The organism is Parasphingorhabdus sp. (genome assembly GCF_036963805.1).
In the GTDB taxonomy this organism is placed as follows: domain Bacteria; phylum Pseudomonadota; class Alphaproteobacteria; order Sphingomonadales; family Sphingomonadaceae; genus Parasphingorhabdus.
The window spans coordinates 58,516-83,467 of sequence record NZ_JBALUN010000002.1; the positions used below are offsets into that span (position 1 = coordinate 58,516).

General features: G+C 52.2%; 26 protein-coding genes. 12 read left to right on the forward strand and 14 right to left on the reverse strand.

The features are described from left to right. Positions 1–39: 39 nt before the first annotated feature. From V7676_RS07030 to V7676_RS07065, 8 genes are all read right to left on the reverse strand, one after another. Positions 40–1,278 (reverse strand): dicarboxylate/amino acid:cation symporter, encoded by a 1,239-nt coding sequence (locus tag V7676_RS07030; protein WP_335658980.1) that lies wholly within the window; start codon positions 1,276–1,278, stop codon positions 40–42. A 107-nt stretch (positions 1,279–1,385) separates the two neighbouring features. After that, positions 1,386–3,185: an SLC13 family permease gene (locus tag V7676_RS07035; protein ID WP_335658981.1), complete on the reverse strand. Its 1,800-nt coding sequence runs from the start codon at positions 3,183–3,185 to the stop codon at positions 1,386–1,388. A gap of 11 nt (positions 3,186–3,196) precedes the next feature. Continuing rightward, positions 3,197–4,264 (reverse strand): chorismate synthase, encoded by a 1,068-nt coding sequence (gene aroC / locus V7676_RS07040; RefSeq protein WP_335658982.1) that lies wholly within the window; start codon positions 4,262–4,264, stop codon positions 3,197–3,199. 127 nt (positions 4,265–4,391) lie between these two features. Further along, on the reverse strand, positions 4,392–5,195 hold the full coding sequence (fabI, locus tag V7676_RS07045; RefSeq protein WP_335658983.1) for an enoyl-ACP reductase FabI: 804 nt from the start codon (positions 5,193–5,195) through the stop codon (positions 4,392–4,394). An 83-nt stretch (positions 5,196–5,278) separates the two neighbouring features. Further along, complete coding sequence (locus V7676_RS07050; RefSeq protein WP_335658984.1) at positions 5,279–6,220, reverse strand: YihY/virulence factor BrkB family protein; 942 nt, start codon at positions 6,218–6,220, stop codon at positions 5,279–5,281. An 18-nt stretch (positions 6,221–6,238) separates the two neighbouring features. Further along, positions 6,239–7,156, reverse strand: a complete 918-nt coding sequence (locus V7676_RS07055; protein WP_335658985.1) for a DnaJ C-terminal domain-containing protein — start codon at positions 7,154–7,156, stop codon at positions 6,239–6,241. 280 nt (positions 7,157–7,436) lie between these two features. After that, positions 7,437–9,041 (reverse strand): L-aspartate oxidase, encoded by a 1,605-nt coding sequence (nadB, locus tag V7676_RS07060; RefSeq protein WP_335658986.1) that lies wholly within the window; start codon positions 9,039–9,041, stop codon positions 7,437–7,439. Then, positions 9,038–9,973 (reverse strand): ABC transporter ATP-binding protein, encoded by a 936-nt coding sequence (locus tag V7676_RS07065; RefSeq protein WP_335658987.1) that lies wholly within the window; start codon positions 9,971–9,973, stop codon positions 9,038–9,040. Before V7676_RS07065 ends, nadB begins: the two co-directional genes overlap by 4 nt. A 255-nt stretch (positions 9,974–10,228) precedes the next feature. Here V7676_RS07065 and V7676_RS07070 point away from each other — a divergent pair, with 255 nt between their 5' ends. The 12 genes from V7676_RS07070 (at position 10,229) to V7676_RS07125 (ending at position 18,813) form a co-directional block, all read left to right on the forward strand. Then, positions 10,229–10,774 carry a DUF4402 domain-containing protein gene (locus V7676_RS07070; protein ID WP_335658988.1) on the forward strand — a complete coding sequence of 182 codons (546 nt, stop codon included), beginning with the start codon at positions 10,229–10,231 and terminating at the stop codon, positions 10,772–10,774. An 80-nt stretch (positions 10,775–10,854) separates the two neighbouring features. Continuing rightward, entirely contained in the window at positions 10,855–11,067 is a 213-nt protein-coding gene (locus tag V7676_RS07075; protein ID WP_335658989.1) for a zinc-finger domain-containing protein, read from the forward strand. 49 nt (positions 11,068–11,116) lie between these two features. Next, positions 11,117–12,547 (forward strand): metalloprotease TldD, encoded by a 1,431-nt coding sequence (gene tldD, locus V7676_RS07080; RefSeq protein ID WP_335658990.1) that lies wholly within the window; start codon positions 11,117–11,119, stop codon positions 12,545–12,547. Beyond that, the gene (locus tag V7676_RS07085) at positions 12,547–13,092 is read left to right on the forward strand and encodes a DUF924 family protein (RefSeq protein ID WP_335658991.1); all 546 of its coding nucleotides are present in this window, start codon (positions 12,547–12,549) and stop codon (positions 13,090–13,092) included. Before tldD ends, V7676_RS07085 begins: the two co-directional genes overlap by 1 nt. 10 nt (positions 13,093–13,102) lie before the next feature. Further along, positions 13,103–13,606: a CPBP family glutamic-type intramembrane protease gene (locus V7676_RS07090; RefSeq protein ID WP_335658992.1), complete on the forward strand. Its 504-nt coding sequence runs from the start codon at positions 13,103–13,105 to the stop codon at positions 13,604–13,606. Between the two features lie 15 nt (positions 13,607–13,621). Continuing rightward, a complete protein-coding gene (locus V7676_RS07095) occupies positions 13,622–14,182 on the forward strand; it encodes a pyridoxamine 5'-phosphate oxidase family protein (RefSeq protein WP_335658993.1) in 561 nt (186 codons plus the stop codon). Between the two features lie 5 nt (positions 14,183–14,187). Beyond that, positions 14,188–14,400, forward strand: a complete 213-nt coding sequence (locus tag V7676_RS07100) for a putative signal transducing protein (RefSeq protein WP_335658994.1) — start codon at positions 14,188–14,190, stop codon at positions 14,398–14,400. A 10-nt stretch (positions 14,401–14,410) separates the two neighbouring features. Further along, positions 14,411–15,244, forward strand: a complete 834-nt coding sequence (locus V7676_RS07105; RefSeq protein WP_335658995.1) for a patatin-like phospholipase family protein — start codon at positions 14,411–14,413, stop codon at positions 15,242–15,244. A 128-nt stretch (positions 15,245–15,372) separates the two neighbouring features. Further along, positions 15,373–15,711, forward strand: a complete 339-nt coding sequence (locus V7676_RS07110; protein ID WP_335658996.1) for a P-II family nitrogen regulator — start codon at positions 15,373–15,375, stop codon at positions 15,709–15,711. 31 nt (positions 15,712–15,742) lie between these two features. Next, positions 15,743–17,062: an ammonium transporter gene (locus V7676_RS07115; protein WP_335658997.1), complete on the forward strand. Its 1,320-nt coding sequence runs from the start codon at positions 15,743–15,745 to the stop codon at positions 17,060–17,062. 454 nt (positions 17,063–17,516) lie between these two features. Next, positions 17,517–18,044, forward strand: a complete 528-nt coding sequence (locus V7676_RS07120) for a hypothetical protein (RefSeq protein ID WP_335658998.1) — start codon at positions 17,517–17,519, stop codon at positions 18,042–18,044. A gap of 112 nt (positions 18,045–18,156) precedes the next feature. Next, entirely contained in the window at positions 18,157–18,813 is a 657-nt protein-coding gene (locus tag V7676_RS07125) for a hypothetical protein (protein WP_335658999.1), read from the forward strand. Positions 18,814–18,816: 3 nt separating this feature from the next. On the opposite strand, the gene V7676_RS07130 is transcribed toward V7676_RS07125, so the two are convergent. The 6 genes from V7676_RS07130 to V7676_RS07155 are packed head-to-tail and all read right to left on the reverse strand — an operon-like array spanning position 18,817 to position 24,794. Beyond that, entirely contained in the window at positions 18,817–19,611 is a 795-nt protein-coding gene (locus tag V7676_RS07130; RefSeq protein ID WP_335659000.1) for an SDR family NAD(P)-dependent oxidoreductase, read from the reverse strand. A gap of 37 nt (positions 19,612–19,648) precedes the next feature. Then, on the reverse strand, positions 19,649–20,710 hold the full coding sequence (locus V7676_RS07135) for a phosphotransferase family protein (protein ID WP_335659001.1): 1,062 nt from the start codon (positions 20,708–20,710) through the stop codon (positions 19,649–19,651). A gap of 18 nt (positions 20,711–20,728) precedes the next feature. Further along, complete coding sequence (locus V7676_RS07140) at positions 20,729–21,814, reverse strand: Zn-dependent alcohol dehydrogenase (protein WP_335659002.1); 1,086 nt, start codon at positions 21,812–21,814, stop codon at positions 20,729–20,731. A gap of 15 nt (positions 21,815–21,829) precedes the next feature. Continuing rightward, on the reverse strand, positions 21,830–23,131 hold the full coding sequence (locus V7676_RS07145; RefSeq protein WP_335659003.1) for an acyl-CoA dehydrogenase family protein: 1,302 nt from the start codon (positions 23,129–23,131) through the stop codon (positions 21,830–21,832). A gap of 56 nt (positions 23,132–23,187) precedes the next feature. Beyond that, entirely contained in the window at positions 23,188–24,624 is a 1,437-nt protein-coding gene (locus V7676_RS07150) for an MFS transporter (protein WP_335659004.1), read from the reverse strand. Next, positions 24,621–24,794 (reverse strand): hypothetical protein, encoded by a 174-nt coding sequence (locus tag V7676_RS07155; RefSeq protein ID WP_335659005.1) that lies wholly within the window; start codon positions 24,792–24,794, stop codon positions 24,621–24,623. The genes V7676_RS07150 and V7676_RS07155 overlap by 4 nt, the downstream gene beginning before the upstream one ends. Positions 24,795–24,952: the final 158 nt, after the last annotated feature.

Below are 24,952 nucleotides of genomic sequence, written 5' to 3' on the forward strand. Positions count from 1 at the left end.
CTGGATTGCAGCGTCTAAGCTGCATGCGCCAATAAAACCCTACACATCATCCGCTGAAATCATTTCCTCGATGTCAATTTCGCCGGTCATTACAGCAACGGTAACAGCAACAGCAGCATCACCGGATACATTGGTAGTGGTGCGCATCATGTCCATGATCCGGTCAACACCGGCAACGAAAGCGATGGTTTCAAGCGGAACACCGACGCTACCAAACACCAGCGCCATCATGATGAGGCCAGCACCGGGTATGCCCGCTGCACCGATGGCCCCTAGTGTTGAAGTGATCGCAATCAGAACATAGTCGCCCCAGCTCAGGTCCACGCCGAATATCTGTGCGCCGAACAAGGTCGCTAAGCCGAGATACATCGCTGTACCATTCATGTTGATGGTCGCGCCAAGTGACACAACGAAACTCGACACACTTTGCGAAACGCCCAGATTGCGCTGCACACAGCGCAGGGTGACGGGCAGGGTGGCATTGGAGGAAGCAGTTGAATAACTGACGGCCATCGCATCAATAATGCCGCGGAAAAAATCGATAACAGGCAGTTTTGCGAGAAATTTGATCATCGCGCTATACATCACGAAGATGATCAGCAAGCAGCCAATATAGTTGAGGGCGACAAGCCATGCCAGAGATTGCAGCGCCTCTACGCCCAGAACGCCGGCGACCCATGCCATCAGGGCAAAGACTCCGAACGGGGTCAATTCCATAACGATCATGGTGACTTTCTGCATCACAATCGCGCCGCTATCGAATATCTTGGCCAGCGGTTTGCCCTCTTCCTTGGCCATTAAAATGCCGATACCGATGAGCAAGGCAAATACTATCAATGGCAATACGCGGACATCCGCCATGACTTGCACCGGACTGTCGGGGACAATCGACAGGATCATATCCACAGCGCTTGTGTCATTGGGTACTGGCGTCGTACCTTTTTGAATGGCGTCGGTGTTTACACCTTTGCCGGGTTGTACCAAAGTGCCCAAGGCAAGGCCCAGCCATGCGGCGATTTGGCCCGTTATAATGAACAAGATCATCGCGCGGCCGCCGACACTCCCCAGTTTTTTAAGGTCGCCAAGGGCCGCGACGCCAGCCACAAGCGAGAAGAAGATCAAGGGAACGACGAGCATCTTGATCGACTTGATAAAAAAATCACCGATCCATTTGATCGATTCTGATTCCGGTCCCCAAGCAAGGCCGGTGATTATACCGAGTATCAGTGCAGCAATGACTCGCTGCCAAAGCGGTATTTTGAACCAAAACGACAACATCACATATTCCCCGCTATTGGGGCTGTTTAACGAACCCTTTTATCAGTCCTGAAACCTATCGTCCTCACTGTGGTTCGGCAAGCGCCAATAAAGCAACATATATTGCGTTACATCCAGAAACTTATCGCCATACAGGTCGAAAGTCCTACACCGAAGGTTAGCGGGATGCCTGCCTTGAAGAAATCAGTGAACCGGTAATTGCCCGCCGCATAGACAAGCGTATTGGTTTGATAGCCGATGGGCGTTGCAAAGCTGGCAGAGGCTGCAAACATGACGGCGATGACTAATGGCCGCGGGTCTACACCGAGGTCGTTGCCCAGCGCGATGACGATAGGCGTGACGATGATGGCTACCGCGTTGTTCGTGACAATCTCGGTCATAATCACGGAAAACACATATACCGCGAAAACAAGCGTCCAAGGAGGCATAGCGCGCAACCAGGGCGTCAGCTCTGCAACTATCAGATCAACGCTGCCAGCTTGCTGAAGGCCCAGACCGACTGCCAACATTCCGAAAATCAGTACAAGCACATTGCCGTCAAGGGAGCCCCAAGCTTCCTCCGCATCAATGCAACGTGCAAGCAGGATCGCGCCGACAGCCAATATTGCTGCAACCGCTAAAGGGATTATGTTAAGCGCCGCGAGGACAACCACGGCTACCAGAGCACCAATGGCTATGGGCGCGCGGTCCCGCCGAAAAGCCCGTATCTTCGTTTGGCCTACGCCAAACAGATTCGGGTTCTCGTACATCCTTTGAATGTCTTTGCTTGACCCTGTGACGAGTAAGCGATCGGCAACGTGAATGCGGGCATTGGTCAGGTCAGATCGCGGCAAATTGCGATAGCGTGTCATGCCTAATATGCGGACGTTAAGCTGGCCGAGAAACGGAATATCAAATAATCGGCTACCGATGCTGGGGTGCCCCGGGGCAACTGTTGCTTCGACAAGTTCTTCGCCCAATGGTCCCACATCGCCAGACCGGACAATACCAATTTTGAAATCCTCCGAAGATCGTAAGGATATGAGTTCTGCCAGATCTAAGCGGACAACGATGCGATCTCCGGCGCGCAGTTCATGATATTCCAAATCGTGACGAATATAGCTGCTGAGCCGTTTTACAGCCGATACATTTACGCTGGTCCGGCGGATCACCGGTACTTCCGCGAGCTTTTTGCCGATAGCCGACGATTTATTGCGTACGGTAAGTTCGGTTAGAAAGTCACTTTCATCGCTGCTGGAAAATTCTCCGCCGGCCTGGCCGTCGGGCAACAGCCAGCTGCTGAACAATACCATCATGATTGTACCGGAAACAGCCGCGACCAAGCCAAAGGGTGTGATTTCAAAAATTCCGAAACCGGCCATGCCAGCGTCTTGGGCGACAGCATCAACGATCAGGTTCGTAGATGTACCGATCAAAGTGGTTGTTCCGCCCAATATACAAATGAAGCTCAGTGGAATGAGCAGTTTTTTGGAAGATATGCCGGTAGCACGAGACAGGCGAATGATGATCGGGATCAGCACGATCACAACAGGTGTGTTGTTCATAAACGCGGAGGCGAAAAAGGCACCCAGAAACATTTCTGCTACAGCCAGTTTGGGCCGCTTTTTGGCACGTTCTATGATGAATCCGGCAATCGCATCAATAGTACCGGTTCTCAAAAGCGCGCCGGACAAGATAAACATGGCAGCGATAGTAATGGGGGCCGTGTTGGAAAAGACGGAAAATAATCCGTCAGAATCAATAATGCCCAGAAAGAGGAATGTGCAGGCTCCAAGAACCGCTACCACCGCCGCAGGGAAGCGTTCCATGATGAAACCAGCAAATAAAAACCCTAAAATAACAAGCCCGATGATGGCTTTATACTCTTGAATATAGCCATCCAGGACATGAAGAATGAGGTCGATCATTTACGCTATACTCACCCGCATTGCGCCCGGTGCAGCAGTTTTTGATCTGCGAGAACCAAGGCCATCATGGCTTCTACTACGGGTACGCCGCGAATGCCGACACAGGGGTCGTGGCGGCCTTTTGTAATTATTTCGGTCGCCTCGCCATCGCGCGTTACGGTATCCACGGGTGTCAAAATTGAACTCGTCGGCTTGAACGCGACGCGGCAGAAAACCGGTTGGCCGGTGGAAATTCCGCCCGCCGTGCCGCCTGCATGATTGGACTCAAAGCGCGGTCCCCCGTTGCCCGGCCGCATGGCGTCGGCATTATCTTCACCGCGCAGACGTGCTGCGGCAAAACCATCGCCAATTTCGACGCCCTTGGTCGCATTGATAGTCATCATCGCGGATGCAATCTCGCTATCGAGCTTGGCATAGACAGGTGCACCCCATCCGGCCGGAACGCCGGTTGCCTCACAGGCTATGATAGCGCCTAGGCTGCTACCAGACTTGCGGGCATCGTCGACCAAGGCTTCCCAGCGTTTGGCCGCGACTGCATCAGGGCAAAAAAACGGATTATTGCCAATTTCATTGGCATCAAAATTCGCAGCGTCAATCGCATCGCCGCCAATTTCAGCGACCCACGCCCAGATCGAAACTTCCGGTATAACCAACCGGGCAACCGCACCAGCCGCAACCCGTGCTGCGGTTTCGCGGGCGCTGGACCGGCCGCCGCCGCGATAATCGCGAAAGCCGTATTTGGCGTCATAGGCATAGTCGGCATGGCCGGGGCGATAGGCTTTGGCGACTTCGCTATAATCTTTGGACCGTTGATCGACATTTTCGATCATCAGCGAAATCGGCGTGCCGGTTGTTTTCCCGTCAAACACACCGGATAATATTTTGACCTGATCAGGCTCTTGACGCTGCGTCGTATATTTCGACTGGCCGGGGCGGCGGGAGTCCAGAAATGGCTGAATGTCCGTTTCACTAATCTCTAAGCCCGGAGGACAGCCGTCCACTACTGCGCCAAGCGCAGGTCCGTGGCTTTCTCCCCAAGTGGAAAAGCGAAAAACGCGGCCAAATGTGTTGAAGCTCAAGCTGAATTCTCCCCGCCGATGATCTCTACTCTATTTCCGAACGGGTCATCTACAAAAAACCTTGCATGGCCGCTGATTTTGTTTGGATCTTGAAATAGACTGCCAGCAATATGCAAACCTAATATCATCAATCCAGCGCAATATCGGGCGCATCTTCCTGCTTCATACCGACGACATGATAACCGCCGTCAACATGATGGGTTTCGCCGGTGACGCCGGAGGATAGGTCGGAACAGAAATACAGGCCCGCCCCACCGACATCTTCAATCGTCACATTGCGGCGCATAGGCGAATTATATTCATTCCATTTCAGGATGTAGCGGAAATCGCCAATGCCGCTAGCTGCCAAGGTCTTGATAGGTCCTGCAGAAATTGCATTGACCCGGATTTTGTCGGGGCCAAGATCGTTGGCGAGATATTTAACCGATGCTTCGAGAGCAGCTTTGGCCACACCCATAACATTATAATGGGGAATGACTTTCTCTGCGCCATAATAGGTGAGGGTAACGATACTACCGCCATTGGGCATCATCTTGGCGGCACGCTGCGTTACTGCAACCAGGCTATAAGCTGAAATATTCATCGTCATCAGAAAATTGTCGAGGCTGGTATCGACATATTTTCCGCGCAATTCGGTCTTGTCAGAATAGCCGATGGCATGGATGACAAAATCCAGTGTTTCCCAGCGGGACTGCAATTGTTCAAATGCAGCGTCCAGTGCGCCCATGTCAGAGACATCGCAATCAATCAGGAAATCGGAGCCTAATTCGGCAGCAAGTGGCTTGACTCGTTTTGCCAAAGCATCGCCCTGATAAGAGAAAGCCAGCTCCGCACCCGCTTCGGAAAGTTGCTTTGCAATGCCCCAAGCCAGTGATTTATTATTGGCAAGGCCCATGATCAGGCCGCGTTTGCCTTTCATCAGTTCATTCATTGCCGGTCCCTTTTATGTTGTAAATTTTGTCGTCAATAGCGCCCATGTCGCGGATACTCCAGAAAATCATTATCAATTATGCATCAATAAGGCTCTTTGCGCTGCGGACGGTCGGCAAGGGCGGCGTTAAGTTCGGACCCGATAACCATGCCGAGGCCGATTAGATAGAAAAAGATAAGCGTGATCATCACTCCGGCAAGGCTGCCGTAGGTAAGCTGATAATTGGCTGCATATTTTAAAAAGAGCGGGAGCAAGCCTGTGATGAGCAGCCACCATCCGCTAATGAATACCGCGCCCGGCCATTTGGGATAGATACGGGGGCGATATTGGCGCGGTGTGAGCAAACGGAATAACAGGTAAAGTGTCATGAACAACATTAAGAAAGGCAATGCACTCGAGAGTGAGAGCCAGGCTGCACTTCCAACGAGATTCGGAAAGAAAATGCCCAGAAATTCGCCAGCTCCTACCAAAAGAAACTGGGTACTGAGGGCGAACATCGCGAAAAATACCGACAGAATGATGAGGCCGATGGAACTCAGGCGATATTCCCAAAAGGCGCGCTGCGCTTCTACACCATAGGCTCGGTGCAAAATCCCCCGGATTGTTTCGATCAGGCTGGCGGTGGTCCAAAGGCCGACGGCGGCGCTGAACCATAGGAGAGGCCCCGTTCTGGCGCTCATCGCATCGCTAATCGGGTCGTGTAGTGCATTGGCAACCGATGGCGGAACGGTCCTGAGAAACGCCTCGATGAAATCCGTCCCGATGGCGGTCTGGCCAAAGCTGCCCGCAATGGCCGCAGCGACGATGAAGAATGAGAATACAGCCAGTAAAGCGAGGTAGGCGAAATTTCCCGCAAACGTGAAGCCATCGGTGTAGACACCAACCGCCGTGCGCTCGACCACTGACATAATTTGTCGCGGGAAATGTTTTGTCGCCAGTGTTTCGTCGGCTTGCTCGGCCTGCCTCCCCGGCTTAGCCCTTTTCTCGCGCCGCGCTTCGGGAGAAAGGGGGGAAATATCAGACATGAGACTGAATTACCAAAATTACACGCCCATCGCAGCGCGTGGATTTTCTTCATTGTCCCAGCTTTTGACAAATTCCGTCAGCTTCTCGTCATCCTTTGGCAAGCTAATCATTAACGTTACCAGCTGATCGCCGCGTTCGCCAGATTTCTTGTGGAAACCTTTGTTTTTGAGCCGTAAAGTTTTGCCAGAATCAGAACCAGCGGGAATGGACAGCATCACCGGCCCGTCAACGGTCGGTACCTTGACTTTGGCTCCTTCAACCGCTTCTTTCAGGCTGATCGGTAGTTCCAGTGTCACATTGTCGCCATCGCGCTCGTAAAAGGGATGGCTGCCTATGTGAATGGTTACAATCGCATCGCCATTGCCGCCGGGCCCCTGACGGCCTTTGCCGCCAAGCCGCATTTGTGTGCCTTCTTCGACGCCTTTCGGCAAGCTGAGGTCAATGGTCTTGCCATCTTCCAAAGTTATCCGCTGTTTCTCAAGCGTTGCCGCAGCGGTAAACTCAACTTTCAACCGATAGGACACATTGGCTCCCTTGGGAGGAGGGGCGCTACGTTGGCGAGAGCCAAAGGGACTGGAACTGGCCCCGCCGCCACCGCCAAATAGTCCGTCAAATATATCACCAAAATCGGAACTGCTATTGCCAAATTGTTGACCGCCGCCGCCGCGCGAATAGCCGCCGCTCTGACCGCCGCCAAAGCCATATCCCGCAGGATTCCCCTCGGAATCAATTTCACCACGATCATATTGCGCGCGCTTATCTTTATCGAGCAACAGGTCATAAGCCTTTGTTACGTCAGAGAACCGCTCGGTCGCTTTGGGATTATCCTTGTTGCGATCAGGATGCAGCTCTTTGGCAAGCGTGCGATAGGCGCTTTTAATTTCCTTTTCGCTGGCGCCTTTGGTCACGCCTAATGCTTGATACGGATCTGCCATTACTTACCCTTTTTCAATTCCTTATCTCTCTTAAGATTGGAACCATGTGCTGCTAATTCAACATCCGTGCCTTATTGAGGGACTACATCATCCGCAACTCTATTGTGCCGTGTAAACCGTAGCAGCAAATAGAGGGTCAGACCAAAAGGCCCCAACATTAACACAAAAGCCAGTATGGGAATTTGTAACCAGCATGCAAATCCGTATTTATCCGCGTTGCGCGTAATCCATATGCTAATATTAAACCCAGTTGTAGATCGACGAGCATTAAAAGGCGGAGTTAAGGTACCAACACCGTGTCAACCGCCGCCGGTAATCGGTCGGGATAGTCGGTAATATAATGAAGCCCCCGGCTTTCTTTGCGGGCGAGTGCGGATTTCACAATCAGATCAGCCACCTCGATCAGGTTGCGTAATTCGATCAAATCCTGCGTTACCCGGAAGTTACCGTAATATTCCTGAACCTCTCCGCGCAGCAGATCGATGCGATGTTGGGCACGTTCCAGGCGTTTGGTGGTGCGGACGATGCCGACATAATTCCACATAAAGCGCCGGATCTCTGTCCAGGTTTGTTTGATCACTACTTCTTCGTCACTATCGGTGACGCGGCTTTCATCCCATGGGCGGATTGCTGGCGGTTCGGGCATCTCATCCCAATGCGCCGCGATATCGCGCGCAGCGGCATCGCCAAATACAAAGCATTCGAGTAGGCTGTTAGAGGCAAGGCGGTTTGCGCCATGCAGGCCGCTTTCGCTGGCCTCACCAGCGGCATAGAGGCCGGGCAGGTCAGTGCGGCCATGAAGATCAATCAATATGCCGCCGCAGGTATAATGCTGCGCCGGGACCACCGGTATCGGTTCCTTGGTCATGTCGATGCCAAGGCCGAGCAGCTTTTCATAGATGTTCGGGAAATGGCCCTTCACAAATTCCGGGTCACGGTGAGAGATATCGAGATGAACATAGTCAAGGCCGAGGCGCTTGATCTCATGATCATTGGCGCGGGCTACAATATCGCGCGGGGCCAGTTCCATGCGTTCCGGGTCAAAGCGCCGCATGAACCGCTCGCCGCCATCTGGCCCACCGCCTTTTTCCGGGGGCGGCAATTTCAAATGACCGCCTTCGCCGCGCACCGCTTCGGTGATCAGGAAATTTTTGACTTCGAGATTATAGAGGCAGGTCGGGTGAAACTGCATCATTTCCATATTGGAAACCCGCGCGCCAGCACGCCAGGCCATGGCTATACCGTCCCCGGTTGCTCCGCGCGGCGCGGTGGAAAATAAATAGGTCCGGCCAGCCCCGCCGCTGGCCATGATTGTGGCCCGTGATGTCAGGGTTTCGACATGTCCCGTGCTATTGTTGAGCGCATAAACACCCCAGACATTTTTCGCGCCAGTCGGTGTTACGGCATGCCGGTCTGCAATCAGATCAATCGCCACCATATGCGGCTGAAGCGTGATATTGGGATGGGCAGCTGCCGTGTTCTGCAGTGCTTCTTGCACTGCCCAACCGGTGGCATCATCGACATGGACGATCCGTCTATGGCTATGGCCGCCTTCGCGGGTGAGATGGAGTACTTCGGCTTCCTTGTTAAACGGCACGCCCATTTCTTCCAGTCGCTGGATCGCGGCGGGGGCATTTTCGACAACAAATTCGACAGTCTCCCGGCGGTTCAGGCCTGCGCCTGCAACCATTGTGTCTTCAATATGGTTTTCAAACGTATCGCCCGCGTCGAGCACAGCGGCAATGCCGCCCTGCGCCCAGGTCGTGGAGCCTCCGGCCAAATCGCCTTTGGCGAGTACCAGCACCTTGTGCGTCCGCGCCAGTGTGATTGCTGCGCTTAGCCCCGCCGCGCCGGAGCCGACGATGATGACGTCGAAATGGCTCACGCTGCTTTGCGGGTGAGATTGAGGAACACGTCTTCCAGATCGGCTTCCCGCGTCGTCACGTCCACAATTTGATATCCGCGTTTTTGTATAGCTTCCATCACCCCCCCTGCATTGGTGCGATCTTTATTATAGGTCACGGCAATCGTGCGCGGGCCGATAATGTCGGCCTTCAGAAATAGATCGTCCGCAAAGGTGACAGCATCCGAGTCTTCCGAAATATCCCGGTCCAGTGTCAGTTCTACCAGCTTTTCACGTGCCATGCCGACCAGTTCCGGTGTAGTTTTCAGCGCGATGAGCTTGCCATGATTGATAATCGCAATCCGGTCACAGAGATTTTCTGCCTCTTCCAGATAGTGGGTGGTCAGGACTATTGTGATCCCTGATTTGTTGAGCTGTTCGACATATTCCCAAAGCTGTTGTCGCAATTCAATATCGACGCCTGCTGTAGGTTCATCCAGTACCAATATCGGCGGGGAATGGACCATCGCCTTGGCAACCAGCAAACGCCGCTTCATTCCGCCCGACAATGTCCGCGAATAGGCATCGGCCTTGTCTTCCAAGTGCACCGCGCGGAGCAATTCCATCGTCCGCCGTTCTGATTTTTTAATACCATAGAGGCCTGCCACCACTTCCAGTGATTCTGCAGGTGTGAAGAATGGGTCAAACATGATTTCCTGCGGGACAATGCCGATGGATGCTTTTGCATTGCGGTGATCTACATCAATGTCAAAGCCCCAGATAGTCGCCGAACCGCCTGTTTTACTGACCATGCCGGACAATATATTGATTAGGGTGGATTTGCCTGCACCATTAGGGCCAAGCAGGCCGAATATCTCGCCACGCTTCACGTCGAAAGTAACGTCATCCAGCGCTTTTTTGCCGCCAGCGTAGGTTTTTGAAAGATGGTCGATGGAAATAGCTGCTTCAGTCATTACAACCGCATAACCATCTTATCTCTTACAATCAAAGGCTTTGCGCAGCTGATAATTTAGAATGAAGCGGCTGTTAACGGAATTTTAGCCGTGATGTTAAACATTTTTTTGTGGTGTTGCCGCTAGTGAGGGCAGCGTGGACCAAAAGACGAGACGACAGAATATCAGTGACCGAATGTTTAAGCCGGCGGTTTAATGGGGATTAGCCACCGTGCAGCGGCATTATTTATACTTTATGTGGGTAAAGAGTAAAATATGATGACCAGAGACCAGATGATTCCGCGGCTGATCGGCTGCCTGTTGGCGTTGCTTATAGGGATGACAAGCGCGCCAGCCGTTTTCGCGCAAACCGCCACTGCTAACGGTAGAGCTGTGACTATTGGACCGCTCTCAGTGGTGAATACTGCGCTTTTGGAATTTGGTAATATCATCCCGTCGGCGACACCGGGGTCAGTCACCATCGACACACGTAACGGTAACCGGACGAGGACAGGTGGTGTGACGCTAGCTTCTGGTGGAGCAGGTCGTGGTACCTTCATTATCTATGGCGGGCCGAACCAGATTGTTGAAATATCCATTCCGGGAACCATGACGGTCAGGCACACTAACGGCACACATACTATGAATATTGACCGGATGGCAATCGGCAACGGTAATCGTAATTTTAACACTTTTGTTCGCGGCTTTCTGGGCACGCTTGGTATATATCAGCTGACCGTTGGAGGCCGCTTAAATGTTAACGGTAATCAACAGGCTGGGCAGTATTCGGGAACATTCACTATGACGGTTGATTATCTATGATCGTTTTGGTTGAATTGGTGCATTGTAATATTCGCGCGTAATATATTGCACTGACCCGCGACTGTTGCTAATTCCGCGGCATGAACGACACAGCTGAAATCGTAAGAACATCAAAAAAACGCAATGCCTGTGATGGCGCATCCGACATTCCGGGTGGCGCCGCGCTTGGCCATCCGCGGGTATGGCTGGAAATTGACGAAAAAGGCTATGTTGATTGCGGCTATTGCGACCGGCGTTTTGTCCTGATGGGCGGACCTGCCGATGTTTCGGCACAAGTCGCTGAAAGCGAATAATCTGACTTAAGGGGGTGCGCAGCCCCGTTTTCGTTTCTATATAAACGACATGATGAAAAATATTGACCCCCGCTCGTTTCTATATCGCCAAGATGGATTGGACCCTGAACGGGCCAAGGCGCTAGTATCCAACAGTCTTTCTGCATGTGATGATGGAGAGCTTTATCTGCAATATAGCGCGGTAGAGAGCTTCGGATTCGATGACGGTCGTTTGAAAACAGCCGATTATAGTACGGATAGTGGTTTTGGCCTGCGCGGTGTTTCCGGTGAAATGACCGGTTTTTCCCATAGTAACGAAATTAGCGAAGCGGCGATAAAGCGCGCCGCACAAACGCTGCAATTGCTCGACCCTGCCAAGGGGGAAGCAGCGCCGCCACCGCGCGGCTCAAACCAGCATCTTTATGGCGAAGCCAATCCGCTGGAAACCATTCCTTTCGCGAAAAAAGTCGCCTTGTGTCAAGAAATTGACGCCGCCGCCCGTGCCCGTGATCCGCGCGTTGCGCAGGTGTCCGTGGGCTTGTCCGGCAGTTGGAGTGTGGTCGAGATTGTCCGTCCCGACGGTTTTGTCGCAACCGATGTGCGGCCTTTGGTCCGGCTTAATGTGTCCATCGTTGCCGAACAAAATGGCCGCCGCGAAACCGGTAGCTTTGGCATGGGTGGCCGCTATTTATACGATCAGCTATTTGAAAAAGCCCGCTGGAACCGTGCGATCGACGAAGCGCTTCATCAGGCGCTGGTAAACTTGGAAAGCGTCGCTGCACCTGCCGGAGAGCAGACGATATTGCTTGGCCCCGGCTGGCCCGGCATAATTTTGCACGAAGCCATCGGCCACGGGCTGGAAGGCGATTTCAACCGTAAAGGCACCAGCGCCTTTTCCGGCCGGATCGGCGAACGCGTCGCTGCCCCCGGTGTCACGGTTGTCGATGACGGTTCCATTAGTGAACGGCGCGGATCGCTGAGCATCGATGATGAAGGCACACCGACGCAGGAAAATGTTCTGATCGAGGATGGCATTTTGAAATGCTATATGCAGGACCGCCTAAACGCGCGTCTGATGGGTGTGCCTGCAACTGGCAACGGACGACGCGAAAGCTATGCCCATGCCCCGATGCCGCGGATGACCAACACCTTTATGCGGGGCGGTAATGATGATCCCGCGGAACTGATGAGCCGCGTGAAAAACGGCATTTATGCGAAAAGCTTTGGCGGCGGTCAGGTGGACATTGTGTCCGGCAAGTTCGTTTTTTCCTGCACTGAAGCTTATAAGATCGAGAACGGAAAGCTTGGCGCGCCCATTAAGGGAGCGACTTTGATCGGTGACGGCCCGACCGTGCTGACGAAAGTGACCGGTATCGGAAACGACATGGCGCTGGATGAAGGCATCGGCGTGTGCGGCAAAGGCGGGCAGTCAGTGCCAGCCGGTGTGGGACAGCCAACGTTGCTCGTTGACGGGATTACGGTTGGTGGGACAGCTGCCTAATGACTGAAAATTGGACAGCAGAGGTCGTCCATTTTTGGTTCGATGAGTTAGGGCCAGATGACTGGTTCGGGTCTAAAAACACTGTTGACGAGACGGTTATCGAGCGTTTTCAGGAGCTTTGGGAAGAACAGAAATCAAAAGTCGCAGATGATTTTCTGGATAATCCCGAAATGGTGCTGGCCGCGATAATCCTGTTTGATCAATTCCCGCGCAATATGTTTCGGGACACAGCAGAAGCCTTCGCGACAGACCATCTGGCACTACAGATCGCCAAAAAAGCTATCGACCGTGAATTTGACGACAAGCTTACGGAGCAACAGCGGGTGTTTATGTATATGCCCTTCATGCACAGCGAAGATATGGAAGACCAGACACGGTCTTTGGGCCTCTTCACGGCTTTGGGCTTCGAAAATAACATTAAATTTGCCAAGGCGCATCGCGATATTATCGCTGAATATGGACGTTTCCCGCATCGCAATGCAGTGCTGGGTCGTGAAACCCGTCCCGAGGAACAGGCCGCGATAGAGGAAGGCGCGCATTGGTAGAGCAGATCCGGTGCATATAGCATTTCGGCAGACATATGCGGCGTTAAAAACATGGCCTGATCCGCAGCAATGGATCGCCGCTTTGCGTCTTGCTGTTCCCGTATTGGCCGTGTCCGTGCTGGTTGGTATATTGGCGCAGTGGCTCGTGTGGAGTCCGGTGGCGGATGTTCCGGCGTTGTTGATGGTCGCCATATTCTTGTTTTTTGTACCGGCGTTGCTCGCAGAGCTTGTCTTTCGCGGCGTCCTGTTGTCGTGGCTGATTCAGCTTTCGCCGCGCTGGGGGGCATGGTTGTCGACGATTTTGTTCGTCATCTACTATCCGTTACAAGCGCTAATCTTGGGACCGCCGTGGGCAGATATTTTTCTGTACCCGAGTTTCTGGTTTGTCACCCTGATGCTGGGGATAATATTATCGCATATCAGGATAAAGTCGCAGTCGCTTTGGCCGGTGGTTTTGATACATTGGTTTGCTGTTCTGATCTGGAAATCTCTGTTAGGAGGGCCATTCTATTGAGCAGGAAACTGGATCATGGCTGACTTTTTCGATGCATTAAATGATAACCACACGGCGTTTATCGAAAAACAGCCGATGTTTTTTGTCGCAACGGCTGCACCGGATGCCCGGATTAATTTGTCGCCTAAAGGCTATGATGCGTTTCGCGTGCTGGGCCCCAACCGTGTGGCTTATCTGGACCTTGGTGGTTCCGGCAATGAAACCCATGCGCACCTGATCGCTGATGGTAGGGTGACGATCATGTTCAATAATTTTGCTAATCCCGCGCTAATCATGCGGCTTTATGGCACGGGGAAGCCCGTATTGCCTCAGGATGATGCTTGGGACGAGCTGGCCGCGCATTTCGAGATACTGCCCGGAACCCGTCAGATATTCGACATTGCCGTGGATAGTGTTCAAACCAGTTGCGGCTGGGGCGTTCCGCAAATGGAGCTAAAGGCCGAACGGGAAACGCTGGTCAAATATCATCGGCAGGCCGATCCAGAAAACTGGGTGGAAAAAACCGTTAGTCGCGTAAAGAGTATAGATGGTCTGCCAACCCGCGCGACTGATCGCTATTTTGATGGCAAAGGTTAAACGATATGAGTCTGGTTGAACTGTCCCGCCACATGCATGGCTATGAAGCGGAAATTATTCGCGGCCGGTTGGAAGCGGCCGGTATTGGCGCGGTCTGTTTCGATAGCGGTGTCAATATCGTGGAGGGGGCCGGAATCGCTATGCCTGCGCGGGTTATGGTGCTGGCCGAAGACGTAGACGACGCGAAAGCTATTTTGGCGGAGGATGTTTCCTTATGAGCATATTGTTGTGAAACTATCCTTGGCTCTGGGTGGAGGAGCCGGTTTAGGCTGGACCCATATAGGTGTTTTGCGTGCCTTGGAGGATTCTCCCATAGAAATTGTCGCAATTTCAGGGACGTCTATTGGCGCAATTGCCGGCGCAAGCTTTGCGGCGGGGAAACTCGACTATCTCGAAGAAACTGCCCGCACCGCTAGTTTGCGGACATTGCTGCGTTTCATGGACCCGCATTTCAAGCGCGGCGCGGTTATGGGCGGCCGGACGATTGAAAAAGAGCTGGACAAACAACTGGGTGATCTGAATTTTTCGGATCTTGCTATCCCTGTGGCCGCCGTAGCGGCTGATCTCAGGACTGGCGATACGATTGTCATGACCAGCGGGAAGTTGGTGCCCGCTATTCGGGCATCCATGTCCTTGCCGGGAATATTCATGCCGGTGGAATATGAGGGCCGTTTGTTGGTCGACGGCGGCGCGGCGCTGCCGGTGCCGGTTTCCCCTGCACGGCAAATGGCACCCGATGCTCTATGTCTGTCGGTTAATTTGCAGGATGATTTTGTGCACCGTTCTGAAATGGCCGGAATCGGCCATGTAGGCGGTAAATATCCCAATAGCATCGCCATTGTGAAAGCCTCGATAGGCCTTTCGCTGCGTAACCTGGGGCGCTATTCTCTGGCACTTGATCCGCCTGATTTCGCGCTGTCCCCGCCGGTCGGGCATATTGATATGCAGAATTTCACTAAAGCCGATGAATTGATCGAAATAGGCCGCCGGGAAACCGCGGCAATCATTCCCGATATTATTGCACGAATGCAAAAAAGTGCTGCCCAAAATTTAGGCAACTAGGCCGCTCTGCCCAAAGTTTACACTTTCTTTAGAATTTGAGATTCAAGTTATCCTTTAAATACAGTTGCTTGTGATTCTGGCATGCCCTTTGCGACGTTGATCTTCGCAACAAACAAATAGGGGGCATAATGAAATTTATCATTGCCATAATAAAACCATTTAAACTTGACGATGTGCGTGACGCGCTGACGGAAGTTGGCGTCGCCGGCATGACAGTGTCGGAGGTAAAAGGCTTTGGGCGTCAAAAAGGCCAGACAGAAGTATATCGCGGCGCCGAATATACAACCAACATGGTTCCAAAAGTAAAATTGGAAATCGCATGTAGCAGCGACTTGGCTGCTCAAGTGGTTGAAGCAATACAGACTGCGGCAGGCACGGAATCCATTGGTGATGGCAAGATATTTGTCATGGGCCTGGAAAATGCCGTTCGTATTCGCACCGGTGAATCCGGCGATACCGCGATTTAATCTGATCAACAGACAGGGAAGTTTATTTCATATGAAAATAACGACAAAAATAATGGGGACGCTAGCTGCTGTAGGCAGCGCTGTTCCTGCATTCGCTCAGGAGGCGGCCGAAGCGGCCGTGGCTGTTCCTAATCCCGGCAATAATGCTTGGATGATGACCGCGACAATCCTCGTTTTACTCATGATCCTTCCGGGTCTGGCGCTATTTTATGGTGGCCTGACGCGTTCAAAAAATATGCTTTCGACAATGACACAAATCGGCGCTGCTGCTTGTCTGGCGATGCTCATCTGGGTCATGTATGGCTACGGACTGGCTTTCGGTCCTGAAGGAAACTCCTTTATCAGTTGGGGTAAATTCTTCCTGGCTGGTGTTGACCCGTCCAGCACGGCGGCAACATTCACCGATGAAGTCATCTCTGAATATGTGTTTATTTCTTTCCAGATGACTTTTGCAGCGATTACCTTGGCCCTTGTTTTAGGCAGCGTAGTCGAGCGGATGAAATTCTCCGCTGTCATGGTGTTTGGCGCAATTTGGCTGACAATTGTTTACTTCCCGATCGCCCATATGGTGTGGGCAGGCGGCGGATTGCTCTTTGAAATGGGCGCGCTTGATTTTGCTGGTGGTACAGTTGTTCACATTAACGCTGGTGTATCAGCTTTGGTTGCGGCGCTTATCCTGGGCAAACGTATCGGATTTCCTAAGGAAAAAATGGCTCCACACAGCATGACCTTGACCATGGTTGGTACCGGCCTGCTCTGGGTTGGTTGGTTCGGCTTTAACGCTGGTTCCGCTTTGGAAGCAGATGGTTCAGCAGGCCTAGCAATGATCAACACTTTCGTAGCGACTGCAGCGGGCGGCCTATTCTGGATGCTGGCTGAGAAAATGAGCGGTCATAAAGGTTCAGCTCTTGGCTTCTGCTCCGGTGTGATTGCCGGTCTGGTTGCGGTAACCCCCGCAGCTGGTAACAGCGGACCATTTGGTGCGATCATCCTTGGCGCAGTTGCCGCGATCGTTTGCTACTATGCAGTGTCCTTCCTGAAACCAAAGCTTGGCTATGATGACTCCTTGGATGCGTTCGGTATCCACGGCATCGGCGGCATGGTCGGCGCGATCGGCACCGGCATTGTCTATCAGCCACTATTTGGCGGACCTGGCGATGGTTCTACCGCCATGGGTGCACAGGTCTGGATCCAGATCCAGGGTGTTGCGGTCACCATTATATGGGCCGTCATCGGTACAGCCATTGCGATTACAATTGCTAAATTGGTCACCGGTTTGCGGGTCACCGAAGAAGTTGAGCGCGAAGGCCTCGACCTCGGTGAACATGGCGAACGGGCATACGACATATAGAATAGCAATTCATCAGTTTGGTGCCGGCCATCCTCTCCCAAGAATCCGGTCGGCACCTCAATTTGTTCCTCCTGAGAACAACAACTTTATGGCCGGCGGTGGAAACACCCCGGCCTTTTTTTGTGGACGGCGGGGTTTAGCGGGCTGTCCTACATGACCGGAAAATGATATTATGACTTTATAATATTTGATCATTTGCGGGGGCACTGCGGAAGGTCACAGTCGATAGAAGCTATTGCCGGATTTCTGAGGTGTGCCGGGAAATGAAATGAGGGGTTCGGTGTGAATTTCGCCACGGATCGTTGCAAAACCGCCATTAAGAATATTCATAAAACTATCGACTAATATGAATAACTCCTGACAAAGGGGTTCAGTCTCCACTCAACGAGTCTCGTCTAGAAGAGGTTCACAAGCTCGGAAAATGGTTCTCGGGTAGTTTGAAAGGAAAGTGGAGATGAACACTCTTAAAACAGCAATGATCGGAACCGCTGCCGCAACTGCGATGGCCGTTTCTGCAACACCGGCAATGGCGAGAGATAATGACCGTGGCGGTATCAGCACAGGCGAAGTTATCGCAGGGGTCGCCATTATCGGCGCGATCGCAGCAATTGCTAGCTCGGGCAAAAAAGACAAATATGCCTATAATGACAGCTATCGTAATGATCGTAATTACCGAAGCCATAATGACCGTAATTACCGTACCAATGATAATCGTTATGGATATAGGATCAACTCGCAACAGGCTGTGAACCAATGTGTTCGGGCGACGGAACGCAAGGCCAGCCGTTATGGCCGGGCTGATGTGACCCAGGTTGGCGATATTAAACGCACCCGCAGCGGGTATAAAATCAAGGGTAAGGTTGTGGTTCGGGACGGGTACCGTGGCTCACGGCGTGGATATGACCAAGGCAAGTTTACTTGTTATGTCGAGGGGCGCCAGGTCGCCGATGTGCAACTGAAGAACCTGAACTACCGGCGTTAAGTTTACATAATATAAGATAATGGTTCAGCCTGGTGACAGGCTGGACCAGCTAATATGTGGTATATGATCGGATTCTGGGGTACATGATCTGGTGAAAGCAGGGGTATTATTTATGCGTTTTCAAAAGCAATTTTCAGCCATCGCTGCGTCGACAGCATTGGCTTTTTCCGGTTTGACGCCCGCAATGGCGGCACCGGTTGCTCCTGCGGCGATCCCCGCCGCCACCTCTGCAAGCCTGTTAGACACGACTAGTCTCAATTGGAGCGCCAATAGCGACAAAGCTGAAGGTTGGCGCAGTTCGCGCGGCTATCGTGGGTATAGCGGATATGGATACGGACGGGGCCATCGACGGCACCACAGCGGGATTGATGGCGTTGACGTGCTTGCCGGGATCCTGATTATCGGCGGTATTGCCGCTATTGCCAATGCTGCTTCTAAAAATAACCGCTCTGATGATCGCGACTATCGCAATGACCGGCCTAATGATAATCGGCGTTATGACGACCGGCGTTCTGACAGCCGCAGTGACAGTCACAGCAGCACGGGTTCGATGGATACAGCCATTAACATTTGTTCCAATGCCGCTGAACGGCAGGCAGGCAATGATGCCCGCGTGTCCGGTATAGAATCTGTTGCCCGTGATGGGGCAGGTTGGCGTGTAGAGGGCGAATTGTCCGGCAGCGAAGAACAGTCATTCCTATGCGGCTCGACCGACGGGCGTGTTGATTTTGTACAATTGGGGCGCGGCGATCTCGCTTTCGCGAACTAGACGCTAAACGGCAGTCCGTCCAAATTCTTGACGAGTGACAGGGTGCGAAGCGCTTAGTCCTCCGTCAACGGCGATGGCTTGTCCATTGACATAGGACGACCGGTCAGAGGCAAGGAACAGAGCGACTTCTGCCATTTCAAGCGGACTGGCACCGCGGCGTAGCGGGTTAAGATAACCAAGCCGGTCCTCTTTGCCTTTCTCGCGCGCTTTATCATAGATGAACTGGGTCATGCCGGTTTCGGTAATACCGGGGCAAATGGCATTGCAACGGACGTTGGATGTCGCAAATTGCTGGGCGGCGACTTTAACAAGATTAATGACGCCCGCTTTTGATGCAGAATAAGCTGGTCCGCCAGCACCCGATCTTATGCCCGCCACGCTAGCCGTGCAGATAATCGATCCGCCATGCCCGCTTTCCGCAATCACTTTGCCTGCATATTTTGCGGCCAGAAATGGTCCGATCAGATTGACGCGCAGAACCTCTTGCCACTCGGCAACACTGCTATCGAAAATACCTTCAAACCCGCCGCCAATGCCGGCATTGGCGAAAAAGACGTGCAGATCACCAAATCTTTGTTCGGCTGCTTCGACAAGCATCTCCACATCGCCTTCAGATCCGGCATCTGCTTTGATTGCGATGATATTGCCGTCAGACCCTTTGGCTGTTTCTTCCACTTCATCGGTAAGGTCGCTGGCAATAACCTTTGCGCCATGTTCTGCAAATAGCAGCGCCGATGCCCGGCCAATGCCGCTGCCCGCCCCGGTAATAATGGCTACTTTATCCTTGAGGTCCGCCATGCTCATGCTCCTATCAGTCTGATTTATGCGCCCTTATTTACGCACCGGCGCGCTTTGCCGCTTCCCACCCTGCCTGGGCTAGCGGGGTCACTCGGTCCGACATTTCTGCCGCCGCCGCGCTATTTGCTGTACCATCAACTACACGCTTTTGGATGCCTTGCAAAATTGCGGCAATCCGGAACAGATTATAGGCAAGATACCAATCCATTGGCGGAAGCTCTTCTATACCAGATTTTTCACAATAGCGCGCTATGGCTTCTTCCCTTGTTGGAATGCCAAGAGCTTCGAGATCAACGCCTTTCAGGCCGCTGCGGCCTTCTGGCTCCATCTCATAGGCCATAAGCCAATAAGCAAAATCCGCTATGGGATCACCCAGCGTCGAGAGTTCCCAATCCAGCACTGCAATGACTTTCGGTTCGTCATGCGCAAAAATCATATTGTCGAGCCGGTAATCCCCGTGGACAATTCCGAAATTTTTCTGTTCGGGGATTGTCTCGGTCAGCCATTCGATCAACTGGTCCATTTCTGGAATTGTTTCCAGCTCTGATAATCTATATTGCTGCGTCCAGCGTGAAATTTGCCGTTCGCAATAATTCCCTGGTTTTCCGTGCTTTTCCAAACCTAATTTTGCAGGATCATAGCTGTGAAGCAGCGCGAGTGTATCAATCATCTCGTAATAAATTGCACGGCGTTCATCTGGTTTCATGCCCGGTAAAGAGCCGTCCCAAAACGTCCGGCCGTCAGCCATGCCCATGATATAAAACATCGTACCGATGACATTATCATCTTCACATAAGCCATAAGGCTTTGCGACAGGGAAATCGGTTGGATCAAGGCCCGCTATCACCCGAAATTCGCGATCGACTGCGTGCGCCGAGGGCAATAGTTTCCCGAACGGTTTTTTGCGCAAAACATAGTCCGTGCCGGGAGTCTCAATCTTATAGGTCGGATTTGATTGCCCGCCTTTGAACTTTGTAATACTCATCGGTCCGGTGAAGCCTTCAACATTGGCTTCCATCCATTTGGTAAGGCTTGCGTCATCCAGCTTGTCTTTTTCTGGAATTGCGATCGTACCAGTCATGTCTTCTTGCGGGTTCATGGAAATCCTTTATTTAATTTATGTAAATGTGATGACGGAACGTGCTGCATCACCTCTCTTCATTTTCTCAAAACCGTCGTTAATCTGTTCGAGCGGAATTGTTTCGGCAACAATACTATCCAAATCGAGCAGTCCACGCATGTAGAAATCTACAAGGCGCGGAATATCGACCGGGAAGCGGTTGTTCCCCATGATCGCCCCTTGCAATTTCTTGCCCGACAGCAAGTCCATTGCGCTGAGGCCGACCTGATGATCGAGAGGCATCATACCTAATATTGTCGCAGTACCGCCGCGCTTAAGCGACCCGACGGCTAGAGCGCCAGACGCCGGACGACCGACAGCTTCGATCGCATGGTCAACGCCGCCTTTCGTCATTTCTATGATTTGTGCAGCCGCATCATCAGCCATCGCATCAATGACATCGGTTGCACCAAGCTTTAAGGCTAGCGCCCGCTTTTCGGGAACCGGATCAGCGGCAATTATGCGGCCTGCTCCAGCAATTTTAGCGGCATTTATTGTTGCCAATCCGACACCGCCGCAACCGATCACTGCGACTGTTTCGCCCGGAGTCACTTTGCAAGCGTTAAAGATTGTTCCTGCCCCGGTGGTAACTGCACAGCCAATAACGGCCGCGCGATCGAGGGGCATTTCAGGGTCAATGCGCACGCAAGCATGTTCATGAATCAGCATTTGTTCGGCAAAGGCAGACAAGTTGAGCATTTGCCCGATGGGCGTCCCGTCCGGGCGGGAAAGGCGAGGGGCGTCGCCTTCCACACGCTGTGTATCGGCGCCAAGGCACAAGGACATTCGGCCCGATACGCAATATTCGCAGTGGCCACAAAAGGCCGACAGGCAAGAAACGATTGCATCGCCGACGGCAACAGTGCGAACTTCGCTGCCAATTGCCTCAACTATGCCTGCCGCTTCGTGTCCCGGAATCGCGGGTAAGGGTTGCGGGTAGCTGCCCTCAATAAAATGTAAATCCGAATGGCATAGCCCGCAGGCCGCCGTCCGGATTAACACTTCATGCGGTCCCGGCTTCGAGATGGCTACATCTTCGATTTCAAGCGGTTTACCCGCTTCAACCAGGACGGCTGCTTTCATGAATCCGATCCCCTCTTATCGCGTAACAGCAAGGTCACCTGAAGAAAATTCTTCCTTCATTTTGCTACCGTCCGCGGTTTCAGCATATTTGCCATATTCCATTTTGGCGATGGTGCGATTGTGCACCTCGTCGGGGCCATCAGCCAAACGCAAGGTGCGTTGCTGTGCATAGGATTGAGCAAGACCGAAATCGGTGGTCACCCCAGCTCCGCCATGGGCTTGGATGGCGTCGTCGATAATCTTTAGCGCCATGGTTGGTGCCTGAACCTTGATCATGGCAATTTCAGCCTTGGCATATTTATTGCCGACTTTGTCCATCATGTCTGCGGCTTTCAGGCAGAGCAACCTGCTCATATCGATATCGATACGGGCGCGGGCTACACGTTCGTCCCAAACGCTATGTTCGGAAATGCGTTTGCCGAAAGCAATTCGCGATTGCAGGCGTTTAACCATTTTTTCGAGCGCTTCTTCCGCAACTCCGATGGTCCGCATGCAGTGATGAATCCGGCCAGGTCCAAGGCGACCCTGAGCGATTTCGAAGCCGCGCCCTTCACCCAACAGGATATTAGACGCAGGAACGCGCACATCTTTCATCTCAACTTCCATATGACCATGCGGGGCATCGTCATAACCGAAGACAGGAAGATGGCGGATTATGTTCACGCCAGGCGCATCGGTTGGCATCAGGATCTGAGATTGCTGCGTGTAACGGCTACCCTCAAATGTTGTTTTGCCCATTACAATAGCAATTTTGCAGCGGGGATCACCGAGGCCAGAAGACCACCATTTGCGGCCATTAATGACATATTCGTCCCCGTCGCGAACGATAGCCGTTTCGATATTTGTAGCATCGGAAGACGCAACCGCTGGTTCGGTCATCAAGAATGCGGAGCGAATTTCACCGTTCATCAATGGACGGAGATACTGCTCTTTCTGTTCCAGCGTACCATAGCGGTGGAAGACTTCCATATTGCCAGTGTCAGGTGCGGAGCAGTTAAATACTTCAGACGCAAAGCCAACCCGGCCCATTTCTTCGGCACATAGGGCATATTCAAGGTTGGTCAGGCCGGGACCTTCAAACTGAAAGACATCGTCAATATGAGTCAGATTGGGGTTTGCAGGTGGCATGAAAAGGTTCCAGATACCTTTTTCTTTCGCCTTGGCTTTTTCTTCTTCAACAACTTGCAGGACTTTCCAGCGATCCCCGGATTCGTCTTCGGCTTTGTAATCTGCCACGCGAGGACGGACATGATTCTCGATATGCTCGCGCACCTGATTGCGCCAATATTCCTGTTTTTCGGTAAGATCAAAATCCATGATAATATCCTTTGTTGGAAGATTCTCGATTTAACTATGCAATTAACTTATCAGAGCTAACGCGTCTTTACCACTCCTTGAGCACTGGCAAGTTTAGCGATGCGTTCGATATGGTCTTGCTGACTGAGCGGAAACAAGGTGTAGGCCCATGCGCCAATCAATCCGATGATCACGGTCATCGATGCAAAAATCAGGGCCAAATTATCGACTACGACAATGTCGACGCTGCCTGGAGGCGCTTTGTCGGGTAGCTGGATGATAGAAATGATAATGCCGGCGAATAATATACCTAGCCCACCCACAGCCTTTTGCATGAACCACATGCCGGAAGAGAAGACGCCTTCTGATTTTTTCTTGGTTTCATATTCATAGGCATCAGTGACGTCGGCCATCATTGACATGGTGCAAATCATCACGCCAACTGCAGCAGCTGTCGCGAATATAATGAACACCAGAATGAGCGGAAGCAGAACGGGCGACCCCGGTGATGGGAACATCCCGATCATGCGCAACCAATAGGGCAGCGTAGAAAGAACCATGCTTACCAAGGTGAGAACCGCAGCCGTTTTTGATTTTCCGAAACGTCGGGAAATACCATTGATCAACAAAAAGGTTAGGATGACCCCGGCAAATATCGAGATCGCGTAAATGAAAAGCTGGGTCTGTTCAAATAGCCATATATGGGTCAGTAGATAAGGCGTTAGCGCGAAAACCAAACCCTGATTAGCAAATGCGAATGTTCCGGCCAGCATCAGCAGCATGAAAGGACGAAAACGAAATGTAGCAAAAATATGCATCAGCGATTCAGAGGCAGCGGGCAAATGCTTCGTTTCCCGATAGGCTTTGACAATACGAGTATGTGTGCTGCGTGCCGCAATTAATACCGCAAAAGCCATTATAAACGCGCCGATAATGGCGTAAGTCGAATATCCTTCCGGGTTCAGTAATCCATTCGGATAAGCATCAGTAGGGGCCAGGAAGACAGCGTAGGCAAGGGCCATCATTGTCAAACCGCCGCCCCAACCGAATAGGAAACGATATCGCAATATACTGGTGCGATCATCATAGTCTTTGGTTAATTCGGGGAGCAGGGCCAATCCCGGGACTTCGTTGAGAGACAGTGAAATTCGGACCATTATGGCGAGACTCAAGAGATAGAAAAATTGCATCATCTCACTTGCTTGTGGTGGATGCCAGAGCAGCAACCAAGAAACACAAATCGGTATGGCGGAAGCATAAAGCCAAGGGTGCCTGCGACCGATCTGCGTTCGCGTTCTATCAGTCCATTGCCCGATTAATGGATCGATAAATGCGTCTACAAACAGAGCGAGCGCGATAGCAAGGCTGACCAGATCAGCCCGCATGCCAACAACCTGATTATAGTAAAATAGCAAGAAGGTGGCGAAGCCGCTATCCTTGATGCCATATGCTATCGAGCCGAAACCATAAAGCAGCTTGGTTTTGGTCGGTAATGGGTCTGCAAGCGCGCTCACTTCATAAGGGCCGGTAAAAGCGCATCTAATAGCCCCGGTATTTTAGGGTGTGAGCCTGCTTGGGTGCCCATGACAACCTGTACGTCTTCGCGCAAAAATAGATCAACTGTGCCTCGATAAATATCTGATGAGCCGCCCGTCATTAAAACGGTCTTGTCTCTAAATTGCATCCTTTGGATTCCTAGTTTGCGGCCTGATTTTCTTTGGAACATAGGCCTAGCGCGAATTGGCCGTCAACCGCCTCTGCGAATTGATTAGCTTGCCCTTACGGAATCCTAGCGGTGTCTCCATTCCCTTAATTTTTTATGTCCTTCGAGCATGCGGATCA

Coding starts and splice junctions, on each gene's coding strand:
- V7676_RS07030 (WP_335658980.1), bottom strand. CDS start 1,278: ATGTTGTCGTTTTGGTTCAAAATACCGCTTTGGCAGCGAGTCATTGCT.
- V7676_RS07035 (WP_335658981.1), bottom strand. CDS start 3,185: ATGATCGACCTCATTCTTCATGTCCTGGATGGCTATATTCAAGAGTAT.
- fabI (WP_335658983.1), bottom strand. CDS start 5,195: ATGAATGAACTGATGAAAGGCAAACGCGGCCTGATCATGGGCCTTGCC.
- V7676_RS07050 (WP_335658984.1), bottom strand. CDS start 6,220: ATGTCTGATATTTCCCCCCTTTCTCCCGAAGCGCGGCGCGAGAAAAGG.
- V7676_RS07055 (WP_335658985.1), bottom strand. CDS start 7,156: ATGGCAGATCCGTATCAAGCATTAGGCGTGACCAAAGGCGCCAGCGAA.
- V7676_RS07065 (WP_335658987.1), bottom strand. CDS start 9,973: ATGACTGAAGCAGCTATTTCCATCGACCATCTTTCAAAAACCTACGCT.
- V7676_RS07070 (WP_335658988.1), top strand. CDS start 10,229: ATGATGACCAGAGACCAGATGATTCCGCGGCTGATCGGCTGCCTGTTG.
- V7676_RS07075 (WP_335658989.1), top strand. CDS start 10,855: ATGAACGACACAGCTGAAATCGTAAGAACATCAAAAAAACGCAATGCC.
- tldD (WP_335658990.1), top strand. CDS start 11,117: ATGATGAAAAATATTGACCCCCGCTCGTTTCTATATCGCCAAGATGGA.
- V7676_RS07085 (WP_335658991.1), top strand. CDS start 12,547: ATGACTGAAAATTGGACAGCAGAGGTCGTCCATTTTTGGTTCGATGAG.
- V7676_RS07095 (WP_335658993.1), top strand. CDS start 13,622: ATGGCTGACTTTTTCGATGCATTAAATGATAACCACACGGCGTTTATC.
- V7676_RS07100 (WP_335658994.1), top strand. CDS start 14,188: ATGAGTCTGGTTGAACTGTCCCGCCACATGCATGGCTATGAAGCGGAA.
- V7676_RS07110 (WP_335658996.1), top strand. CDS start 15,373: ATGAAATTTATCATTGCCATAATAAAACCATTTAAACTTGACGATGTG.
- V7676_RS07115 (WP_335658997.1), top strand. CDS start 15,743: ATGAAAATAACGACAAAAATAATGGGGACGCTAGCTGCTGTAGGCAGC.
- V7676_RS07120 (WP_335658998.1), top strand. CDS start 17,517: ATGAACACTCTTAAAACAGCAATGATCGGAACCGCTGCCGCAACTGCG.
- V7676_RS07125 (WP_335658999.1), top strand. CDS start 18,157: ATGCGTTTTCAAAAGCAATTTTCAGCCATCGCTGCGTCGACAGCATTG.
- V7676_RS07130 (WP_335659000.1), bottom strand. CDS start 19,611: ATGGCGGACCTCAAGGATAAAGTAGCCATTATTACCGGGGCGGGCAGC.
- V7676_RS07135 (WP_335659001.1), bottom strand. CDS start 20,710: ATGAACCCGCAAGAAGACATGACTGGTACGATCGCAATTCCAGAAAAA.
- V7676_RS07140 (WP_335659002.1), bottom strand. CDS start 21,814: ATGAAAGCAGCCGTCCTGGTTGAAGCGGGTAAACCGCTTGAAATCGAA.
- V7676_RS07145 (WP_335659003.1), bottom strand. CDS start 23,131: ATGGATTTTGATCTTACCGAAAAACAGGAATATTGGCGCAATCAGGTG.
- V7676_RS07155 (WP_335659005.1), bottom strand. CDS start 24,794: ATGCAATTTAGAGACAAGACCGTTTTAATGACGGGCGGCTCATCAGAT.